Source organism: Paenibacillus sp. RU5M (assembly GCF_900221055.1).
Classification (GTDB): Bacteria; Bacillota; Bacilli; order Paenibacillales; family Paenibacillaceae; genus Paenibacillus; species Paenibacillus marchantiae.
This window is the reverse complement of the sequence record NZ_OBQM01000010.1, coordinates 53,589-72,461: the sequence shown is the minus strand read 5'-3', so window position 1 is coordinate 72,461 and position 18,873 is coordinate 53,589. Positions and strand designations below refer to the sequence as shown.

The window sequence follows — 18,873 nt, the reverse complement described above, 5'->3', positions numbered from 1 at the left end:
TCATTTTAGCCTCCAGTTAGCTTCTTTGAGTGGATACAGACATTTAGAAGTCCTACAATTATCAATCATCTGATGAAATCCTTCTGCTCTTACATCAAAACTTTTGCCAACATGGACAGCAAATTTATGTGCAGGTATGACAGTTATCCCCTTATCATTTGCTCGTATATACCCTACTAGAACATCATCGACGAGCAATTCGTGTAAGTGAAACATGTTCAAAACTTTCGTTCTAACACCTTCCAATTCATTAACTTTTCCAATTAGTAATTGATTCTCCACATATAACATCTCCCAATAAATTCGTTTGTTGTTACATTTATATCTGCTATGGTTTTCTTCATTTTTCTCCGTTCATAACGGTTATTTACTAGAACTCCATATCAAATGTTACTTGATCTATTTGATTATTCATTTCGTGATGATCGATCATTAACTGAAGCAGTTCATCACTGGTACATTGATCGGGTAATTTGAATTTCGTTAATCTTTCAAACATTATTTTCCAATATTGAAACTTGGCAGCGCACTTTAACCATTCAAAATCAGGTCTCTGTAGAATAATGTGAAACTTCTTGTTCAGGAAGAAATATAGAGGCTCGTAATGGAACGATCGGCCGTATGATAATATTTCATCTACACTCTCGGACCCAATGTATGGATACAAGTTTAGATACTTCTTAATACATTCATTAGGAATTTCTAATGGTTTAACTGAATCGTCTTCGTCTGATAAACTGAGTCTGCCCTTTTCAATGAATGAAGTATGGAGGTTGTCTTCCATGGTCACAAGGACATGATTATATCCGTTGCATCCTTTTGATATACCGTATCGTTTGTTCCCTTCAATAGTCGTATACACAACCCGACTACCAGGATAGCTAATTGAGTTTTCCGCCGGTCCCCAGTCACCTGTGACATTTAACTGCATTACTGGATCTATATTTTTGATAGCTATTACTCTGGACATTGGATTCCCTCGCTTTATTGAAAATAAAAAAAGTCCCTATATTTGGCATTGGACCAAAATAGAGACTTTACGTATTACATTCAGATATTGAATGTAGATTTGATTTTTTACCCGATTTACTTCTTTTCTCCCCACTTTAATAACTATAATTCTTCTATTAATTCGCGTCCTTTGTCCGTCAGCTTAATTACATTGCTTTCGAGCACCTCGACCAACCCATTATTTTTTAATACTTTTATTGCTTCCGTATCAAATTTATCAATTGTAGGTTTACACAAAGAGTTCCCTAAGTTAAGTAGGTTTTTTATTTGTATATTAGACAGATCCATTTTTCACATCTCCTTTTCTTAGAAATCGCAGTCTCAAAACCTTCAAAAAAAGCCCAATATCATCAAAATGATAATGAGCTTTTAAAAATAGTTCTATGACTGTTTAAATTAATGTTTGAAGGAAACTCTTTTTCTTTCCGGACCAATGTAATACTAATTACAAGTCGTTGGACTGGTAACAGTGCAGACATCTTACCCTACCTTCCTCATCAGTGAATAACTGAATGTTCAAGGTTTATTCCGTTCTCCTTGAGAGCAGACTGCATTTGCTCTGAAGTCCTACATTACTTGAAATAATCCATCTTCACTGGTTATGTGTACATGGGATTACAAATAAAACGGAATAGAAGAAAAAGATTATAGTGTAATTTTACTGGGGAATACAAGTAATTGCAAATAGATAATCACAGACTGAAATCTAACATCTGTTGATATAAAGAAACTCTGTGTGCATGACTTTCGGTAACCTTGATCTGTTTAATAACAGCTACCGGGAGTTCGACTTGCCGCTTGGCCACTTGAAGTTTTAGAACTTTAGGAATCCCCTTCTCTACTTGAACCTCAATAATTTCACCTCGTACTATTTGATTTTTCAAAACAATCTCAACACGATCATTTATATCTATAGCTTTAATTTGTTGACTTACAAATTTATAATTGGCAATCCAACTCAGGTCTTTTTGAGTTACTCGATCTATTCCTACTGAAGCCAGTTTTACTTTTTTATTAACTTCATTTCGTAAGTAGTTTGGCTCCCAGGTGGGATCATACATCGCCCTGTGGTTGATACCTGGATGGACCGGTAAGAAGCGATACATCGTATCCCAGAAACGATTTGAAACCGCTAATCCTTCTGGTCCCTCACGAGCTTTTACTTTTTTGATAATCTCAATCACTTCTATTTCCAGCAGCGGAATGTTTAATTCCCACCAGTAACGAAGTAAGGTGATCCGGACATCGATGGTCAAATCTCCATAGCCTGAACTAAAACCACCATGATTTCTGTAATACCCGGTACAGCCACCATACCGAATATCTTGAACAGCTTTAAGTAAACTTCGCATCTTATAATAAGAACCTAACTCTTCCGGATATGCCTCTACCAAATTTTTAAGGGAATGGTCTTCCTTCACGACTGTACATGCCCAACAACCAAAGCGAGCTGAAGAACCAGAACAGCTTTTGATTGCATCATTGTCATTTTGTATCATGGCTCCGATTGGACATTCCATTATTCCTGATGCCATACCGTAGATATTAATTAACCTATGATTCGAGTACTCATCATTCCACGGTGAAGGCATAGTTGCAAGGTAGGTGGCCACGTCCGCTCCAGACCAATGTCTGATTGGGGGAGCCGTCTTTAAACCACGTAAAACATGTATTCCATAAAAATCATCTCCAAAGTGTTCCTGAATTGACCTGGACCTGTTGGAGGACTCAAGCGTGCGGAGTCCTAACACTTGGCATACCAGCTCCTCATCAGAAAACCGTTCTAACAAGTCTTCCCTACCAGGGTTAACCTTCAATCTTTCTACACACCACTTGAATGTGGAGGATGGTGGAATAAATCCATCTCCAAACACACACGTTATATAGGTCTGATCCGATTTTGGTTCAACTATCACAAATCGGCTCTCATCGAAACCATTCTCGAATAACTCTTCAAGTTTAATCGTAACAACTTCTTGCATAGTCCGAATATGCTTCTCAATAAGTGGATTCTCTACACCGGTACTTGCTGAAACAATGTAGAGCTTTTGCTGGTACTCTGGATGTTCTATAACGAACTCTACACACAGTTGCAAGATAACGCTTGAATCCTTGCCTCCTGAATAAGCCACGATAACCTTAGTACATTCTTTAAAAATACGTTCAATGGCCATCTTCGATGTTTGAAGGATATCTGGATTGATACTTTCTTCTATGATCATCGCGTCAGGGGACGTATTCTCTGGTTGTACGATGTAATCCAATGCAGCGAATAGGGATTGCGTTTCATATTCTACTCTATGTGAAATATCTGGCCAGTTCATAGGGGCTTTAACGCCGTATGGGGGGAATTGTTGCGGGTTGAAGAATATTTCAACCAGTAGTGTAACGTCTTCTCCAGTAAACCAAAGCATTAGCTTATGTTTAGGAGAATTCATTAGAGGGTTGTAAGGGTCTTTTAAAGCATCAACAAAAGTTTGCTCAGGTATCATGCATTGCATATGGAGTTGTTCTTCCAGTGCGTGTGTGAATAGCATGATCTCGTTAAAATCAGATTCATTTAAGAACTCGGACCAATGGATTCCATAGGGTATGCCCATTAACTCCTGAAGCGGCTTGTCTTTTATAAAATGATGAATTGCGATAAATTGTCCGGAGTGTTCAAAAACCGATGTCCAGTTCCGTACAGTTCCAAAGTAGTTCCAATTTCTCTTCTTCAACATTCTCCAAATCTTCCGTGAGAATGAATTATGTTTTGCTAGGTTCTCAACCGGTGTTATTTTACTCGCCGTGTCTTTAAAAACGTATGTTTCATTATTATTCACTATATTCGCTCTAACAGCAGAAACACAAAACGAGGGAGCCCTCGCAATGTGTTATCTGCGTAGGAGCTCCCTCCCCTTTTATGTTGTTATTCTTTGCTCTTTAACTGAGATAACTTCTTCCGATATCCCCTGAACTTCATAAACCCTAATGCAATCAAAGTTCTTATACTTTGCAAGAGCCTCTACTTCAGTCTCAGCTTTGACTTCCATAACATGTTCGCTTTCTTTTTTATATAAAATTTTAAAAATGGCCATATATATACATCATTCGTTAATTAAAAGAGACACATTTTTATGAATGTGCCTCTACATTATTACACTATAGTCTTGTAGTTAATTATAACACATGGTCTGTTCTCCAAATCGATAACTAAATTTCGTTATTTCTTCAAGAGTGTACTTAAAAGTCGTATTAGCAAAATTAACTGTTACTTCATCTCCGACACATGGATTTTGAGTTTTAATCTGGTCCATAAATATAGGATTGATGATTTCACTAAGTTTCCCAGATAGATCTGTATAATGAAAACACTTCTCGTTATAAGGTACCTCATCAATTTCCTTATAATAATCAAGCGCTCGAACGGCACCAGATCCGTACCCAGCAGCAATACAAGCTTCCTGTATAGTTTCACCTTTAATGCGATTGATTTCGCCATTTAGCCAGTGAAGTTGAAATATTCTAAGCATTAAAAACCACCTATTCTGTACTGAGTACGAGGCATATCTATTATTTTGTTGAAGCAACTTGGCTCGAGGCCAAATGTTTCAGCTGATCCAGGTCACGATTGATTACTTCATCAGTAATGGATGGATTACCTGCTGACCAGTTTAATTTTTCTCTTCGACTTACAACCGATCGATATGCTTTAATTGTGTCATAGTCCGATGAGGAGGCAGGCCGACGAGCAGTGACTTGAAGTTGTTTATTCAACATCCGCTTCATAAGATCCACTCCTTCTTTTAATAATAAGGGCTTCTGAAAATCACCTGAGAAGCTATACTTATTGGGTAATATAAACTTACCACGCTCAGCATTAATATTCAATGATATGCGGTAGTCCTCCACAAGCGACTCCTTCAGAACATGAAGCTTGTCTAGAACATGTAATGATGCAAAGTCAGGAAACCTTTTATCTACGTTATGCAAGTACCCGGATTCCAGGAACCACTTGTATATATTCTGCTCATCCCCTGGAGAGATATTCAACGCTTCAAACGCTCTAACATTAAGAACATGTCCATATTCATGTTGCAAGGACTGCGCACAACGTTCGTGTAGATTCAGCAAGGTAAGGTTTTCAAGCAATTCACTTTGAATATCGGGGTCCATTAAGCCTTTAAAGACAAGATTACGGGCCTCTTCTTTATAAAGCATTCTCTCTTGTTCGATTCGAATTTCAGTTCTATCGGGAAGAAGGATAATGATTTCTTTATCAGTCCGAGGGGACTTGTACATAAGTGCAAGACCATCACCAGGAAGATGAGAGCGAAAGCGAAAATAAAGGTTGTATACTTCTACCTCCTGAAGTCGCGCACCTCTCCGGATGGCAATCTTAATTCCACCGTTCATTTCATATTTTGTACGTGGTGGTATCTGATCTCTAATTACTTGATCACTGTCTTGTATTAACTCCAATATTATGCCCAGTTTTTCACGAACATTACGATATCTTGGACGCTCCATCTCCATCCACGACCAATCACAATCTTCAAACTGCACTAACAATTCATCATACTCAGCGTCAGTAATACTTGATACATAGTCTGCTTTAAGGTTGTTATCCACTTTTCTATCTCCTCGGTACTTACTCTTATTCTTTTATTCTACACTTTAGATATTTTCGAAACAATTCCTTATGGGTAGGTTTCTGCAGAAATGATACAATCAACATGCTTTGCTAAATATATGAGATAGCCAGAAGCAGTAGTGTACTGATCATCCTGTTTTTCAAGATTTGAGTCGTTCAGAATGGGCAGGATTGTTTCCTTCATATCCTTCTGAAAATGATCACTGTACAACTCGTTTAGCATGAAGCCATACGCAATTGAATTGTTTTCTCCATCTAACACATATGGAATCCATTCATTTTCTGGCTCTTTATGTAGCAGCTCCGTTAACTTGGTCCAATGTTTAGGGGAAATACCTTCGTCTGTTTCAACAATACATAGAATTGCAGCTCTATTCATTGTCATTTTGAACCCTCCAATTTTTCTTTATTAGTGTAGTAAGTAAACAGTTGATCGTAGTAGCACATCAATTGTTCATATGCCACATTTTCGTTACTCAAATTGTCACCGTACTTTTCTTCAAGTTCCTCGATGTTCCCCGCTGCGTTGAACTCCGTAAAGAGAACTTGGATCTGTTCCAATTCAAGCTCTTCTACATCCAACTCAGCTCCTTCAACAACTAGCAGGCGATGCACCTCATCTTCAGTTAGATGTTCTTCATGAAGTAATCTGGTAAGGTGATGTTCGAACTCACTCCCTGCTGCTAGTAAAACTACCCAAGGTGGAACATTCTCCAATATAGCCACCTCCTCCACAAGATTTTTTAATATATATAAAGCCACTAATGGCTGAATACCGTTTTTAAGCATAAAAAAAGAGCTCACCAGTTAGAAAAGGGTGAACTCTTATAAATATGTTTATTATAGATTGAGTTTTGGATTATTAGGGTAGTGCGTGTAAGCTAAAATATCCGACTGATGGGTAGCTTAAGCCACTGCTCATCTAAAGATATCTTACGCCACCTGTATCTTCATTAGAGAGAAATTCTCAATGTGCATACATTAACTCATAGTTCATTCAATTCATCATTTTGTAAATAATAATGAAATGAAATCCTATCAAAATTCTCTTCAATTTCAATCAAATAATATGACTAGATGGAATTTTGTGCCTGAGTAGTTTAATTAAAAGTTATGATATTATCATACAATCAATCAGATGTATTCTCAAGTAAGATCTTGGGGCAGCTACTATAAGATTGCTGTTATACTTTGTTTATTTCTTTAAATTTGCTTTACAGTACTTATACTATCCTCTTCCCGTATTCAATTTCTATACTTTCAAGAACGGCACTATGCAATCTAATCTGTGTAACTGGTATGACCTCGCTTCCTCCCACACGATTACCATTATGATCTCGATACTCCAACTTTAAATAAGGAACATTTGATTCAGTGTATTCCTTTTCCCATACTTGAAGTCCGTTCTCAAGTTGTCCAGTATTTAACCAATCATTTTCTATACACATAGGTTTGTTATCTCCTTTATTTATTATATTCCCTGCTTGTCATTGATAAAGAAGCTTAAGTCTTCTAAAAACTCATTGATCAAACGAATTTCCGCTTCTAAGACTAACATTTCACTACTCTCGGAAATTGTTAAATCAATCAAACCTTTCTTTTTATCATGTAAAGGTTTTAGAATTTTTTGTTTACGTTCGCGCGAGCTTTTATACTGTTCAATAATATCATTTACACTCGCTTCTCCTTCAACAGTAGAGGCATCTTGAGACACAATTTCAAGAAAATCGATTTCAGAGTCTACATCTATGAAAAAGACCTCAAGTTTGTTTTTATTAATTTCACTCCATCTTAAAACTGAATTTCTTTTTTCATCATAGTAACTTGGTTGCTCATACACCTTGTTATTGTTTTCGAATTCTGATAAATCAAAAACAAGGCGGTAGCATCCATTCACGTGATCAGTCATATCAACTAATCTTGCTTTCATTTTCTCATGGAATCCCGTTTGATAGTCATCAATCTTTTGTGTAAAAACAACAATGGGTTTCTCTTTTTTTAACTTAAAAAGATCTGAACTCTTCATTAAAGATCACTCCATTCAGTAAGTCTTGAATAATATAATTATAGCATCGCTTATAATCAATAAACTGTCCTACTAGTAAAAAGCTCCTCATAGGACAGTCCAAAACATTACTCAACCAATTTTAAAGTTGAACACATTCACCAGATAAGTCATCCATGCAGCGTTTAATGTCTTCTTTATAGCACGTATCTCGCTTGCGTTGTACTTTCTGGCATTCTTCAGCATTTTCAGGGCACGTCTGCTTGCATCATGTTCAACCCATACACTCATAAGCTGGAGACACATAATGGCAAGTACTGCAGCTACAAGGAAGTAAATGATCCAACTTATGAAAAAGTACATGACCAGGAGAATAGGCACAGCTTTTGAAAGGATGATACCAAATGGGATTAAACAATAACGAGCATACATTATCATCCCATTATCACGGTCACATTCAGAATGCCCTACTTCGTGTGCTGCAATTGCTATAGCAGCTACAGTACGACCATCATAGATATCCTTAGATAACAAGATGGTTTTCCCATAACGGCTATACGCACCTGTTTTAACACCTTCGGTGATATGCACACGGGTAGCCTGTATATTATTACGCTGGATTAAACATTCAGCAATCTCTCCCCCTGTTGCTCCGGCTTGAGTGTTAATGTAGCTCCATCTATCCATCGTTTTTTCAAAATGCCAGGAGGCGACTTTTCGTAATATGAAAATAATGCATACTCCAAATAGTAAAGTCATTTTAAAACCCTCTTCCTTCTTTAAGTGCTAAGTGCGTCTCTTAATTGTTGATTTAGGGCCTCGGCAAGAGCTCTTGCTACCGGCATAGCTACTCCGTTACCAATAAGCTTGTACTGATTGGTGATTTTAACGGTATCCGGAATCACAAATGAATCATCTACGCCCATAAGCCTTAAAAATTCTCGGACTGTGATCTTTCGATCCTCTTCAGGATGCAGAAAAGCTCGTCCATCCTTACCTATGTTGAATCCGATCATTGGACTTACGTTATCCCACTGTAATCTTCTCGCTCCAATCCACTGATTTCGAGGATGCAGCATTAAATCGTGAATACGTTCAGGTGTTGGACTTGTCCAAGTAACTACATGGTTTGGAACAAGAATAGGTTGGTTTACTTCTGTGGGGGCGGGTAGATCACTTAGTGCATCTCTAACCGTTTTATGAACGTGTGGTGGTTGAGGAAATCGAAAAGTAAAACCCAAATCTTTACGAATGCCAACAATAAATAATCGATCACGGCTCTGGGCAACACCAAATGGTTCTGCATTTAAGCTTCCAACGGATATTTGATAGCCTATAGCGCGGAAAGAGTTAATTAGCTCATCAAGAGTAGATCTATGCTTCTTGTATAATCCTATAACGTTCTCAAAGATGATCGCTTTGGGCTTAACTAATTTAATGCCATTAAAATACGCCCAAATGAGCTTTCCGTGTTCTCCCTGCTGCCCTTTGCCGGCAGTGTTGTTGGATGTGAAATCAAAGCATGGTGGTCCACCTACGGCTACATCCACTTCTGGGAGAGCTGAAGGCGTATGATTGATGATATTCTCTAAGTCTCCAACAACAATATGGTTCCCCACGTTATGTTTGTAACATAGTGCCGGTTGTGGGTTAAGTTCGTTTGCCCAGATGAAATCAAAATATTCTTTCATCCCATAATCCAACAATCCTCCTCCGGAAAAGAAAGAAAGTGCTTTGAACTTTTTTTCGGTTTGTAAATGCATTTATTAGCCCTCATTATTTAGAAACTCACAGTTTCTAAATAGGGCAACCAATAAAGACGAACTTTAGGGTAGATCGTCTACACTTGCTAGAAGGCATTCTATGCCCTTACCTTCTGCTGTAATGATTTTATGGACTACTAAAGAACCAATCCTACATCAATCCTTTATGGATACTGTGGCATTGATGTAGGTTGTTCATCCAACCTGTTAACAGGAAATGCTTTACCCCGCTTTAGTTCCTTTTTGTGAAATTTGATATGTTCAAACCATGACGAATCCTTATAACGAGCTCGATCTTCATCCCCGCAATCATAGTTTTTAAAACAAGCGTGAGAACCATAGAATTCACATGAACCACATTCTACTTCAAAGAAGGTAGTTGCTTCTTGATTATCAATAACGAATAACTTATCAAGAGAAAGAACCCCTATGAATGAAGTTCCACTGATTACGCCATCTTTAAGATCATCCTTAGGTAAAATCAATATAGATTTAGCCTCAACATACAAAGGGAATTCATCCTCTAGCTGAATACTATGTTTTCTGCCATCTAAAAAACCGCGGTTATAAATCGCGGTTTTTAGAAGGCCGTTCATGGAAAGAAAGAAACAATCCATTGAACCTGATATGATTTTCTGAAACATTAGATGCTTTTTACGGCCTTTACTATTCACATGTAGAACTATGGGTTTAGGCTTTGGCATAGACATCTCCTCTGTCCTTTAAGTTTAAATTGAGAATCATCTATGCAACTCTGCTAGGTCTATCACCAATAAACTGTCCATATTACGTGCTTTGTACAAAGCATGTTGTACGATGCATTCAACATCCTTATTGCTCATTCTGTAAAGCATCTTCGGATTTTCTATTAAGAAAGTAATTGCAGGAAGACCACAGCTTTCGGCTTGTTTCACTAATGTTGGATCGTTTTTGACAAGAGCTAGATCCATAAGCCACTGCCCTATTTGGTTTAGCATAAAATTCATTTCTTTCATCTTGTTAAGTCGAGCCTGTTTTTCGCTTCTAGTCCTAATCATTGAATAAACCTCCCATTAATAGTGGTGCCATTAGACTCTCCATAAATTCACTTTCATCTAACTCCCCAAATTCAAAAGCTGAGCTATTCTGATTCAGTTTATTCAGTCGTTTATAGTTCTCTACTGCAGCTGGTACAGATTGACCCGTCCCATAAAATTGTGATTGGGTTGCACCATATGCTCTAAAGCCCCTCTCTACCTTAGTTATATAAATGTCGTTTAGAAGTAACTGCTTCCGGTAAATGAGGTCCCTAATATGGAATAGGGGGTTCAACGATTGATTCAGGTTCCGTTCATGGTGCCTTTTTACATATTTCAGATCCAAATAGTTCTGAAACAATCGTTTCTTTTTGAGATAAGAACCTTTTGTGGGTTTCCCCTTATGTTGATCGATACTATCTAAGATTTGATCGATTTTAACATCTTCTTTTATGTCTTGATGATTACAGATTTCAATATCTAAGATTATGAAGTCTAGGACAACATTCAACATGTTCAGGAGTTCAGGATTGGATTCATCAGCTGCAAACGATCGCTCGTGTATTGGCGTGGTAATCCTAACGGAAGCGATGGTATGCCTGGATTTAAAGTGCAATTCGATTTGAATTGGTTTGAGAGTGATTGTGTACGTGTTTATGCCATCAACTACGGTTGCACCTAATTGAGGCAACGCCATGATTAACTTCTGTAATATGTTCAACATTTTTGATTTCTCCTTTAGTCGAAATTTAGAAACAAAAAAGTGGCTGCATCTTGTGCACCCACCTAATTGTTGACTCTTATTGAACTCCATAAGTTGGAGTAATCATAATGAATTCTAAAGTCATGCACTACTTGTTCCAGAGCTTCTTCCTCAAGTAGATGCTCCTTCGTATAATGAGTCTTCATAATTGAATTCTCATCCCACGTCTCCAATGGACGCATAAAATAAACGCATTGGTACCGAGAGTACTTTTTTGGTGTTCCGCAAATGGTTACCGGCCCGCCACCTAATGTTAAAACAACATCTGTAACTGAACTTCGACACAGAACAAATTGATTGATATTGGGGTATACATCCAAAAACCTTATCTGATATTGACTTCGATCATTTATCTCACTTAGTTGAGTAAATAAATGATCTCTACAGATAACGTCTTCATGAGATTTAACGGTGCCGTACATAACGATATGGAACAATTCACACATCATCTTAAAGAAATCTTCTTTTTGATAAATATCGATCTGATTGACTATTTGGTAGATGTCACCAGCAATATTTAACTCTTCAATTAGTAGGTTGTCTTCATTCATTGATACCTCGTAAGAGTCCAAAATACAATGTTTATAAAAAAGGTCTCCTAAGTTTCTGAGCTTCATTAATGTTTTATTCAGTACCCGATTTTTGAGCTTTAACTTATAAACGGGGCTCGTAGACACTGAACAATTAAACCTATGATTCAAGAAATATCTAAAATCCATAGGACAGGGTGAAGAGAAATTATAGCTTTGTAATTGATGATCAATAGTCATGAGATTAGGCCCCTTTTTTATTTGTTACATACGCTGGAGCCTGAGAAAACACTCTCATAGCTTCAGGATTTCCTGGTGTTAAAAAACTAAGCCAGTTATCACCAGTATTTTTAAGAATAATTCGGTGAGAACTGCTGTCACATTGTTTTTCATACACCCAACCGTAATAAAACAGCTCGTTTTCGTTATACTCTGGATAGACTTCCCATACATGTCCTACGTTCTCGTACCCTTCTATGAGGGAGTGATAAGAAAATGAACCTAATTGATGTAGCTGCTGAAAAAAATCATTCATAGAAAATATCTCCTTTTTAATTTCTATATTGTATTGATGGTAAATTCCTTGTACGTAGTTGAAGTGTTTTACTAAGATTTTCTTTATCAATTCGTTGTTGTCGAGTCTGTTCCTCAACCGACTTTCTACGTTGAATATTTAATTCTTCTCTTTTTTTCGTACCTCTTCTCAGCATTTCAAGGATGTAAAACCTGTTAATCCCTGAAATCTTATCCCGATCACGCTTGTATTGATCTATAGGATGTAACAGTATCTGATCCAGGTCCGCTGATACGGCAACCCAAGGGATCTGAATATCACAGAGTTCAGGATGATAACTGCTATACCAGGTGGTATTATCTGATTCTTTTTTTATTGCAAACATATTCGTTTTGCATCCAAGGTCTCTTAGTCCATGCAACAGAATGACTGAAGCATCACAAAGAAATAGTTGGAAGTCCAAAGGGTTGTTCATCGTTTTTTCCTACTTTCTAAATTTTTTTTATGTATATAAAAAAAGACGCATCAGCTACTTTTCAGTAGCCTAGCGTCTTTTGAGTCCAAATATGGATTGACTTTAATTTGTAAGGAATCTAAAAATCGTGTTAATAGCGAAGTTGAAAGTCGGCAATAACAGTCATATGTCATACTGTTTAATACCACAATCTGACTCACAATCGTGCCTTCTCACACCATAGATGTAAGTACACACGTAATTCTTCCAATCCTTTTGAATGGTCCGCTGCAGGTACATATAAATCTGTCATCATGATCAATTCATGTATACAGCCTGAATGCCTGCTTAAGGAAGAATATTGATAAAGTAATTAATACTACTATTGTAAACGATCAATTTGTAATACTCAACTTTTACTTTCATTCCATAGGATCTAGACAAGTTGAAGATCTATTGCGGGCTCCTGAAGAGCAAGATCATATAGCTTCTCTACCAACGGCCACTCTTCTTCAGTTAAAATAATCAGCTCATGTTGACTCTCTTCAAAACCGTAAAAATATAAATTGTGCTCAGTTTCATTCTCCTCGCTAACCTTCACCAGGACTAAATATTTTCTGAAATTCTCTTCAAGAATTTTGACAATTCGATACTCTTCAATATCCAAGGTAATATCGTCCTTTAAAGATAAAAGGTCATGTTCTTTAAGAACACTGATATCAACCGGTCTCACTGGTACAGTTATTTCATCCATGACTAAGAAGCTGTTCACCGTCATAATAGCAGCATCTGGATCTAAGTGTGTAACATCCAATCCCATCAAAGCAGCTTTGTTCATTGCTTCTTCGTAGTTTTCAACAATTTCAATTGTTCTCATTAGTTATTTCTCCTTTAGTTAAATGCTCTATGTTTTTTAACTTTATTTATCATTTAGTTTGAGATTTTAGCTTTTCTTTAGAACTTATCTGAGTCAAGCAATAACATAATTCAGCACGGTCCTCCGACTCCACTACGAAATGCACCCGCGGGGTACTTCCATTCTTCTACATGATCCAACAATATATCTTCAGGACCTATTTCTCCTGTGAGTAGCTGATGGATTGCTCTTTGTTCACTGTGGTCCACACAGCTTTTCGCATTTCCTACAAACTCATCGATAGACTTTTTGTTATCAAAAGTAAAGTTTAGTTCAATTTCTGCTGATCTTATGTTCTCATAATAATTTGGCAGGATTTCTTTTATGCCTGCAAAGTGGGATGGAGAACTAAAGATGCAACACGCACAGGAAGCCCGCCCCCATCCGACAACATAGCATGGATGCGGAACTACTCTATTTCGCTTTAGAACCTCCCAGATATCCTTCTCCGAGAAATCAATTACATTTCTATAATGATGAACGATGCGTTTTCGTCGTTTAGGAGCATGTGTTCTATGAATTTCCATCATGTTGTATTTAGAGCGGTTAGTACTTTCTCCTCTACGCTCACCACTGACCACCATGATCTTGCAGTTCTCTTTCGTATCCAATTGATGGGCAATCGCCACAGAGCCTACTTCGATCTTGAGAACTCCACTACAGTAGCGGGTCTGTAAATTAGCCCCCTTTGCTGGGAACTGGAATCGATAGCCGTAACTTCGCAGCTCCTCATCGTACTGTTTGAATAGTTCCAGATTATCTTCTCTCTCAGCCGAATCCATTAACATTTTGAGCTCTTGGCTTCTTTGCCAGGCAACCGGTTCTATTCGTCTCATTGATCCATCAGCATCCTGGAACTGGACCGGTTTTTTGGACCCGTAACGATACACCTCACCCCAAAATCCGCCTTCTCTAAATGAAAATCTAATCTCGAGACCGAACGCATCTGCGAAGGCTATACAATACGCTTTGGTAGCCGGCCAATCCATTTTTCTTTCAGACCCACCATCAATGTCATGATGGATGAGAACAATTTTAGATCGAGGGACTCCCAACTCTAGAAGATTCAATACCGATGCTACAGAATCCTTACCTCCAGAAAATAATACAAAGAATGTAGTATATGATTCTAACGGATCAAGATGACCCAGATAGTGTTTCCTCATATGAGGAGTATCTTCTCTTCCTGGTACACTAGGTTGAATGCAAATATTCTGGCCATATATTAGTTCCGGTTTATTACCATGAACTATAGGGCTATTCATAGTACAGTCACGATCTCTCAATACAATAAGCTCAGCTTCGACCTTGTATTCAGTTTCATTACAATCATTAATCGTAAACGATAATTGTCCATCTACATTCCTCATAGTAAACACCCCTTTAAATAAGTAATAGAAAAAGCCTGGCAATTGAATGCCAAGCCTTCTTAATTGTTGTAGTAGTTTAAACATCGATTATTTTAAAAGATGTAACCCAACTGTCCTTCACTGTTCTCTGTTACTGCGTTATAACGCACACCAGGTAACGAAGAAGCTTTAATAGCTCTCAGTCCTTTAAAGAACATTGCAGCAATATTGTTGGCTATAGATTTAATTACTCTACAGTCTACACTCTGTCCAATCATTTCGTATTTACGAGTTTCACTGATGTAATCGGGATACTCAAACCAATCTGGAACAGAGAGTATTTTTCGGATTTCTGCAATCGTCAAAAACCTAAATGACTGCTTATCCTCGGATACCAAATAAGTACTTGATGCCGACTGTGCACGATATCTTTTAGGTATACATTGGATCTCAGTCACTTGAGGATCGACAAAGGTTTTGCTTAGGCTACGATCCTTCCAACTATTGTTTTTATCCGCTTTTGCTCTAAAGCTATCCATAAATTTCTCTAGAGGTTTCCAGTGCTGTGCCACGTGCTTTCCATCCAGATACTCCTTTAACTTTTTCCTCCGGATGCGTTCTGGCGGTTTAGGGAATGAGAAATTAGTAAAGTCTTCCTCAGTTCTAACGGCTACTACATAGGTTCTGCTTCTCCTTGCAATTGAACCAAAGTCTATCGCTTCAATATGTGACTCTTTCCAAAAAGGAAATTCGTCTGAGAGTAGTTCCTTTAACGTTTGGTATGCTGAAGTCTTATAAAAATCATTCACATTCTCAAAGAAGATCGCTCGGCATTTTGTAGCCCGGATCAATTCAGAGGCAGCTAATGAAAGATTGTTGAAGGTGCCCTCTTCGTGGTTGCCTAACGGGGACGCTTCATTACACGGTAATGTCACTACAGTCACATCAGCTTCAGTAACAGTATTACAATCCAGTAAATCCCCAGAGAATAGAAAGGTTGAGGGAAAGTTATGTCTGTATACCGCTCCACTATCTTCATCAAGTTCGATAGCTCCAACGGAAGAGAAATAACCAGAATCTTGAAAGGCTGAAGTTACAAACCCCGCGCCACTACAGATAGTAAAGGTACTGATTCGCTCATCACGCGTTTTAATCAGCGATTCTTTCTTGAATAAGGAAAATTCGAGTGGTTTAATAATCACTCTACTTAAGTCATTATCTTTATAAACACACATTTCCACTTTTTGATCTACATCAATAATGGATCTATAGCTTTCCTTAGCTGTATCTACAATAGGTCTTTGCGCCCCTTTTGAAGTTCTCTTCGAAGATACGTGGACCACATGATCATCCTCTGTAACTGGTTGATTCTGTACTATAATCTCATCTTGATTAGTAGAGATGTACAACTTCTGACCAGGCAAGAACCCGGCAGACTCGCACACAAGGGAGTAAATCCAAACTCTTGGTTTGAGTGCTTTCTCTGTTACTTTATAGACCTTTTTCATCACTAAATTCATGTTTTAATCCTCCGCTTTTTTATATGGAATAATATCGATGAATCGTTTCGGTTTCTGGAATATAGTAGAGATCCCGTATTAGAGGATCATTATCATAAGTGACAATAATATCAGCTCCAGGCATACCACTATGTAGCGATTCTAGTAGGACACATAGGTCAATATGATCTTGTTTCTTATAGTAGCAACGATATAAATCTTCACCTTTTTGGACGAATGGCGGATCGACAAATATTGTGGTCTCGGGGTGCCAATAATACTCTTCTATGACGTTACAGGCATCCTCATTCAAAACGGTTATCCGGTCACTTAGTGCATGAATTTCGTTTATCCGCTTAATTAGAGCCTTGGGATTCCACCTAGATAGTAAATCAGATGTTTTCCCATTCTTCCCACCTAGTGGATTTGCTTTATAGATGCCTGAGTATGCAAGTCGGTTCACTATAAGCGTATACCAGGCAGCATCTAAGATATTGCAATTAGGATAATCCTGTTTAATAATCTTTTGCGCATGAAAATAGTCTTTCACTGTTGGACTTGAGCTAGATTGAAGTCGATAAATCAAATCAAATGGAGCATGCTTTATTGTCCAATACAACGCATAGATTCCAAAATCGTAATCATTTAATACCAACTTTTCAAAGACACCCGCTGCTAGCAAAGCAAATTCAGCACTAGCTCCACCTGCATATGCTCCAACAAGTTGCTTACGTTGTTCCTTTCTTATCTTGGAGTATATTATTGGTATCATTTTGGATTTACCGCCTGGAAACCGAAAGCATGACAATTGCTTCTTGAACTTGATGTCACTACTTACCACAGGTGCTTTATTAGAGAGTTTCGACTTCATCTCAAGTAATAACGTAAACTTATGCGCCTTGGCTGGGTCAAAATACGTATATGAATCGCAATCCCCACACCAAAACCCTTGGTTATAGTCGTCTAACTCGAATTCTTCTTCAGACAGACCAGTTAAATCGCAATAACTGCATTTTAGTATCACCCTTATCTGCCCCCCTAGTAAAATAATAGAGCTGAACAAATTAGTTCAGCTCTTTTTTTAAAAATGTATTAGGTTCAATTGCAATAACCATATCACCGCGCCTCCTACATGGTAAACTGCGGCAGGGGGTACTATTCCAGAGATATTAGCGTTACATCAAAATTGAAATATTATAGATGGTTTTTTGACCGTTTAGCAAATATTCAACATTCTTCTCCGCGAGATAAAAGCTGAGTAATGCTTTTTTTGCAGTTAACATTACCGATAGGTTTGGCGTATCGAGCATAGACATTCCGCTTCTGTAGAACGTAAATTTCACAAGAATATCCTGGAATAGTCTGGTCTCGTCAATAAGATTTATTTCATTCTTTGTTATATCTGTACCATTTAAAAGATTCTCGATATAAATATTATCTAGCTCATACATACTTTCTAAGTTGAACTCTTCTTCTAAAATTACAGCAAAACTGTCTATATCAATTTCACTCAAATACAACTCATTTTCCTGTATAACGAAATCAGCATGAGTTAAATCTGAAAATAAGCTAAGCATTTCTTCAAAGTCAAAGTTTGCTAACTTTTTGTATAAAAATCGATTCACCGATAGTTTAGAAACAAACGATCTAGCAGCTTTAATTAATCTTCTTTGCTCTTCGATTGTTTTTACTATTTCATCTTCTTTGATAACTTCTCTTGGAATTAATGAAAAAAGCATTTCTTTATCCATTTATATCTCTCCTGACACCTATTCAATTTAATAGCATTTCTTTAAATAGAATTTTTGAAAATTATCAAATATTCTTACCGCCATTTTTTATATGATGTTGAATTTGTCGATGCTCATAAGCTAATTTTTTTAAGATCGTCAGCGATGCTCTTACAATTCTTTTATCCGATAATTTACTTATGCTTTGATACAAACGAAGCCGCTGCAATTTGTCTTGTTCGACTGCAAGTTTCTCGGCTATATAAATGTGAGAAATCTCATTAATTACACCTAGAATATAACCTACAATAAACGAAACAGATTCTGCTTCAATCTCTTTAGTTATATGGTCTTTTAAAATGGCATTGGAGCGCAAATGAAGTATCTGATGAGCCCATTCATGCATTATAGTTTCAAATTTCATTAATTGCGGGAGATCCTCGGACACTTCAATTCGCTTACCTAATTTTGCTACCCCGGCTTGAGTCTCCTTTTCAAAATTGACATAAGTAACTCTGTAAGGGCAAGCTCTTTCAAACAAGAAAAGCCGCTTTGTAATGAACCTTTGAGCAATATCACAGTGCTTTCCTTTCAGAAAGGCGCTCAATGGAGAATTGTACTCCAAGAATACTTGAACCTCGATTTGCAACAAGGAGAGTGCTTCTTTAACTTCTTTCTCGAAATGAA

General features: G+C 37.5%; 24 protein-coding genes. All 24 read right to left on the bottom strand.

From position 1 onward, the window contains the following. Nucleotides 1-282: a hypothetical protein gene (locus CRO25_RS24880; protein ID WP_079696787.1), complete on the bottom strand. Its 282-nt coding sequence runs from the start codon at nt 280-282 to the stop codon at nt 1-3. Between the two features lie 88 nt (nt 283-370). Then, a complete protein-coding gene (locus CRO25_RS24875) occupies nt 371-970 on the bottom strand; it encodes a hypothetical protein (protein WP_079696786.1) in 600 nt (199 codons plus the stop codon). A gap of 143 nt (nt 971-1,113) precedes the next feature. Then, nucleotides 1,114-1,299: a hypothetical protein gene (locus CRO25_RS24870; RefSeq protein ID WP_079696785.1), complete on the bottom strand. Its 186-nt coding sequence runs from the start codon at nt 1,297-1,299 to the stop codon at nt 1,114-1,116. Between the two features lie 404 nt (nt 1,300-1,703). Further along, nucleotides 1,704-3,836, bottom strand: coding sequence for a phosphoadenosine phosphosulfate reductase family protein (locus CRO25_RS24865; protein ID WP_143806588.1), 2,133 nt, complete (start codon nt 3,834-3,836; stop codon nt 1,704-1,706). Nucleotides 3,837-3,914: 78 nt separating this feature from the next. Beyond that, complete coding sequence (locus CRO25_RS33520) at nt 3,915-4,091, bottom strand: hypothetical protein (protein ID WP_179132255.1); 177 nt, start codon at nt 4,089-4,091, stop codon at nt 3,915-3,917. A gap of 78 nt (nt 4,092-4,169) precedes the next feature. Further along, nucleotides 4,170-4,526, bottom strand: a complete 357-nt coding sequence (locus CRO25_RS24860; RefSeq protein ID WP_079696783.1) for a hypothetical protein — start codon at nt 4,524-4,526, stop codon at nt 4,170-4,172. Nucleotides 4,527-4,566: 40 nt separating this feature from the next. After that, a complete protein-coding gene (locus CRO25_RS24855; protein ID WP_079696782.1) occupies nt 4,567-5,625 on the bottom strand; it encodes a hypothetical protein in 1,059 nt (352 codons plus the stop codon). 68 nt (nt 5,626-5,693) lie between these two features. Next, entirely contained in the window at nt 5,694-6,032 is a 339-nt protein-coding gene (locus CRO25_RS24850; RefSeq protein ID WP_079696781.1) for a hypothetical protein, read from the bottom strand. Beyond that, nucleotides 6,029-6,436 carry a hypothetical protein gene (locus CRO25_RS24845; RefSeq protein ID WP_079696780.1) on the bottom strand — a complete coding sequence of 136 codons (408 nt, stop codon included), beginning with the start codon at nt 6,434-6,436 and terminating at the stop codon, nt 6,029-6,031. The genes CRO25_RS24850 and CRO25_RS24845 overlap by 4 nt, the downstream gene beginning before the upstream one ends. 682 nt (nt 6,437-7,118) lie before the next feature. Next, nucleotides 7,119-7,673 carry a hypothetical protein gene (locus tag CRO25_RS24835; protein WP_079696778.1) on the bottom strand — a complete coding sequence of 185 codons (555 nt, stop codon included), beginning with the start codon at nt 7,671-7,673 and terminating at the stop codon, nt 7,119-7,121. 111 nt (nt 7,674-7,784) lie between these two features. Continuing rightward, entirely contained in the window at nt 7,785-8,411 is a 627-nt protein-coding gene (locus tag CRO25_RS24830; protein ID WP_079696777.1) for a zinc metallopeptidase, read from the bottom strand. A gap of 20 nt (nt 8,412-8,431) precedes the next feature. After that, nucleotides 8,432-9,415, bottom strand: coding sequence for a DNA cytosine methyltransferase (locus CRO25_RS24825; protein WP_079696776.1), 984 nt, complete (start codon nt 9,413-9,415; stop codon nt 8,432-8,434). Nucleotides 9,416-9,579: 164 nt separating this feature from the next. Further along, entirely contained in the window at nt 9,580-10,119 is a 540-nt protein-coding gene (locus tag CRO25_RS24820; protein ID WP_079696775.1) for a hypothetical protein, read from the bottom strand. A gap of 36 nt (nt 10,120-10,155) precedes the next feature. Then, nucleotides 10,156-10,452, bottom strand: a complete 297-nt coding sequence (locus CRO25_RS24815; protein ID WP_079696774.1) for a hypothetical protein — start codon at nt 10,450-10,452, stop codon at nt 10,156-10,158. Then, a complete protein-coding gene (locus tag CRO25_RS24810; RefSeq protein WP_079696773.1) occupies nt 10,445-11,155 on the bottom strand; it encodes a hypothetical protein in 711 nt (236 codons plus the stop codon). Before CRO25_RS24810 ends, CRO25_RS24815 begins: the two co-directional genes overlap by 8 nt. A 62-nt stretch (nt 11,156-11,217) precedes the next feature. Next, nucleotides 11,218-11,745: a hypothetical protein gene (locus tag CRO25_RS24805; RefSeq protein WP_143806587.1), complete on the bottom strand. Its 528-nt coding sequence runs from the start codon at nt 11,743-11,745 to the stop codon at nt 11,218-11,220. 223 nt (nt 11,746-11,968) lie between these two features. Beyond that, nucleotides 11,969-12,259 (bottom strand): hypothetical protein, encoded by a 291-nt coding sequence (locus tag CRO25_RS24800; protein WP_079696771.1) that lies wholly within the window; start codon nt 12,257-12,259, stop codon nt 11,969-11,971. 16 nt (nt 12,260-12,275) lie between these two features. Next, nucleotides 12,276-12,713, bottom strand: coding sequence for a hypothetical protein (locus CRO25_RS24795; RefSeq protein WP_079696770.1), 438 nt, complete (start codon nt 12,711-12,713; stop codon nt 12,276-12,278). A 415-nt stretch (nt 12,714-13,128) separates the two neighbouring features. Continuing rightward, nucleotides 13,129-13,569: a hypothetical protein gene (locus CRO25_RS24790; RefSeq protein WP_079696769.1), complete on the bottom strand. Its 441-nt coding sequence runs from the start codon at nt 13,567-13,569 to the stop codon at nt 13,129-13,131. Between the two features lie 110 nt (nt 13,570-13,679). Beyond that, nucleotides 13,680-14,978 carry a phosphoadenosine phosphosulfate reductase family protein gene (locus CRO25_RS24785; RefSeq protein ID WP_218670789.1) on the bottom strand — a complete coding sequence of 433 codons (1,299 nt, stop codon included), beginning with the start codon at nt 14,976-14,978 and terminating at the stop codon, nt 13,680-13,682. A 92-nt stretch (nt 14,979-15,070) separates the two neighbouring features. Then, complete coding sequence (locus CRO25_RS24780) at nt 15,071-16,477, bottom strand: DNA cytosine methyltransferase (protein ID WP_079696768.1); 1,407 nt, start codon at nt 16,475-16,477, stop codon at nt 15,071-15,073. 19 nt (nt 16,478-16,496) lie between these two features. After that, nucleotides 16,497-17,480 (bottom strand): DNA adenine methylase, encoded by a 984-nt coding sequence (locus tag CRO25_RS24775; RefSeq protein ID WP_257018766.1) that lies wholly within the window; start codon nt 17,478-17,480, stop codon nt 16,497-16,499. Between the two features lie 151 nt (nt 17,481-17,631). Beyond that, nucleotides 17,632-18,207 (bottom strand): hypothetical protein, encoded by a 576-nt coding sequence (locus CRO25_RS24770; protein ID WP_079696767.1) that lies wholly within the window; start codon nt 18,205-18,207, stop codon nt 17,632-17,634. A gap of 64 nt (nt 18,208-18,271) precedes the next feature. Further along, complete coding sequence (locus CRO25_RS24765) at nt 18,272-18,793, bottom strand: hypothetical protein (RefSeq protein ID WP_179800947.1); 522 nt, start codon at nt 18,791-18,793, stop codon at nt 18,272-18,274. Between the last annotated feature and the right edge of the window lie 80 nt (nt 18,794-18,873).

Coding starts and splice junctions, on each gene's coding strand:
- CRO25_RS24875 (WP_079696786.1), bottom strand. CDS start 970: ATGTCCAGAGTAATAGCTATCAAAAATATAGATCCAGTAATGCAGTTA.
- CRO25_RS24870 (WP_079696785.1), bottom strand. CDS start 1,299: ATGGATCTGTCTAATATACAAATAAAAAACCTACTTAACTTAGGGAAC.
- CRO25_RS33520 (WP_179132255.1), bottom strand. CDS start 4,091: ATGGCCATTTTTAAAATTTTATATAAAAAAGAAAGCGAACATGTTATG.
- CRO25_RS24860 (WP_079696783.1), bottom strand. CDS start 4,526: ATGCTTAGAATATTTCAACTTCACTGGCTAAATGGCGAAATCAATCGC.
- CRO25_RS24850 (WP_079696781.1), bottom strand. CDS start 6,032: ATGACAATGAATAGAGCTGCAATTCTATGTATTGTTGAAACAGACGAA.
- CRO25_RS24845 (WP_079696780.1), bottom strand. CDS start 6,436: ATGCTTAAAAACGGTATTCAGCCATTAGTGGCTTTATATATATTAAAA.
- CRO25_RS24835 (WP_079696778.1), bottom strand. CDS start 7,673: ATGAAGAGTTCAGATCTTTTTAAGTTAAAAAAAGAGAAACCCATTGTT.
- CRO25_RS24830 (WP_079696777.1), bottom strand. CDS start 8,411: ATGACTTTACTATTTGGAGTATGCATTATTTTCATATTACGAAAAGTC.
- CRO25_RS24825 (WP_079696776.1), bottom strand. CDS start 9,415: ATGCATTTACAAACCGAAAAAAAGTTCAAAGCACTTTCTTTCTTTTCC.
- CRO25_RS24820 (WP_079696775.1), bottom strand. CDS start 10,119: ATGCCAAAGCCTAAACCCATAGTTCTACATGTGAATAGTAAAGGCCGT.
- CRO25_RS24815 (WP_079696774.1), bottom strand. CDS start 10,452: ATGATTAGGACTAGAAGCGAAAAACAGGCTCGACTTAACAAGATGAAA.
- CRO25_RS24810 (WP_079696773.1), bottom strand. CDS start 11,155: ATGTTGAACATATTACAGAAGTTAATCATGGCGTTGCCTCAATTAGGT.
- CRO25_RS24805 (WP_143806587.1), bottom strand. CDS start 11,745: ATGAATGAAGACAACCTACTAATTGAAGAGTTAAATATTGCTGGTGAC.
- CRO25_RS24800 (WP_079696771.1), bottom strand. CDS start 12,259: ATGAATGATTTTTTTCAGCAGCTACATCAATTAGGTTCATTTTCTTAT.
- CRO25_RS24795 (WP_079696770.1), bottom strand. CDS start 12,713: ATGAACAACCCTTTGGACTTCCAACTATTTCTTTGTGATGCTTCAGTC.
- CRO25_RS24790 (WP_079696769.1), bottom strand. CDS start 13,569: ATGAGAACAATTGAAATTGTTGAAAACTACGAAGAAGCAATGAACAAA.
- CRO25_RS24785 (WP_218670789.1), bottom strand. CDS start 14,978: ATGAGGAATGTAGATGGACAATTATCGTTTACGATTAATGATTGTAAT.
- CRO25_RS24780 (WP_079696768.1), bottom strand. CDS start 16,477: ATGAATTTAGTGATGAAAAAGGTCTATAAAGTAACAGAGAAAGCACTC.
- CRO25_RS24770 (WP_079696767.1), bottom strand. CDS start 18,207: ATGGATAAAGAAATGCTTTTTTCATTAATTCCAAGAGAAGTTATCAAA.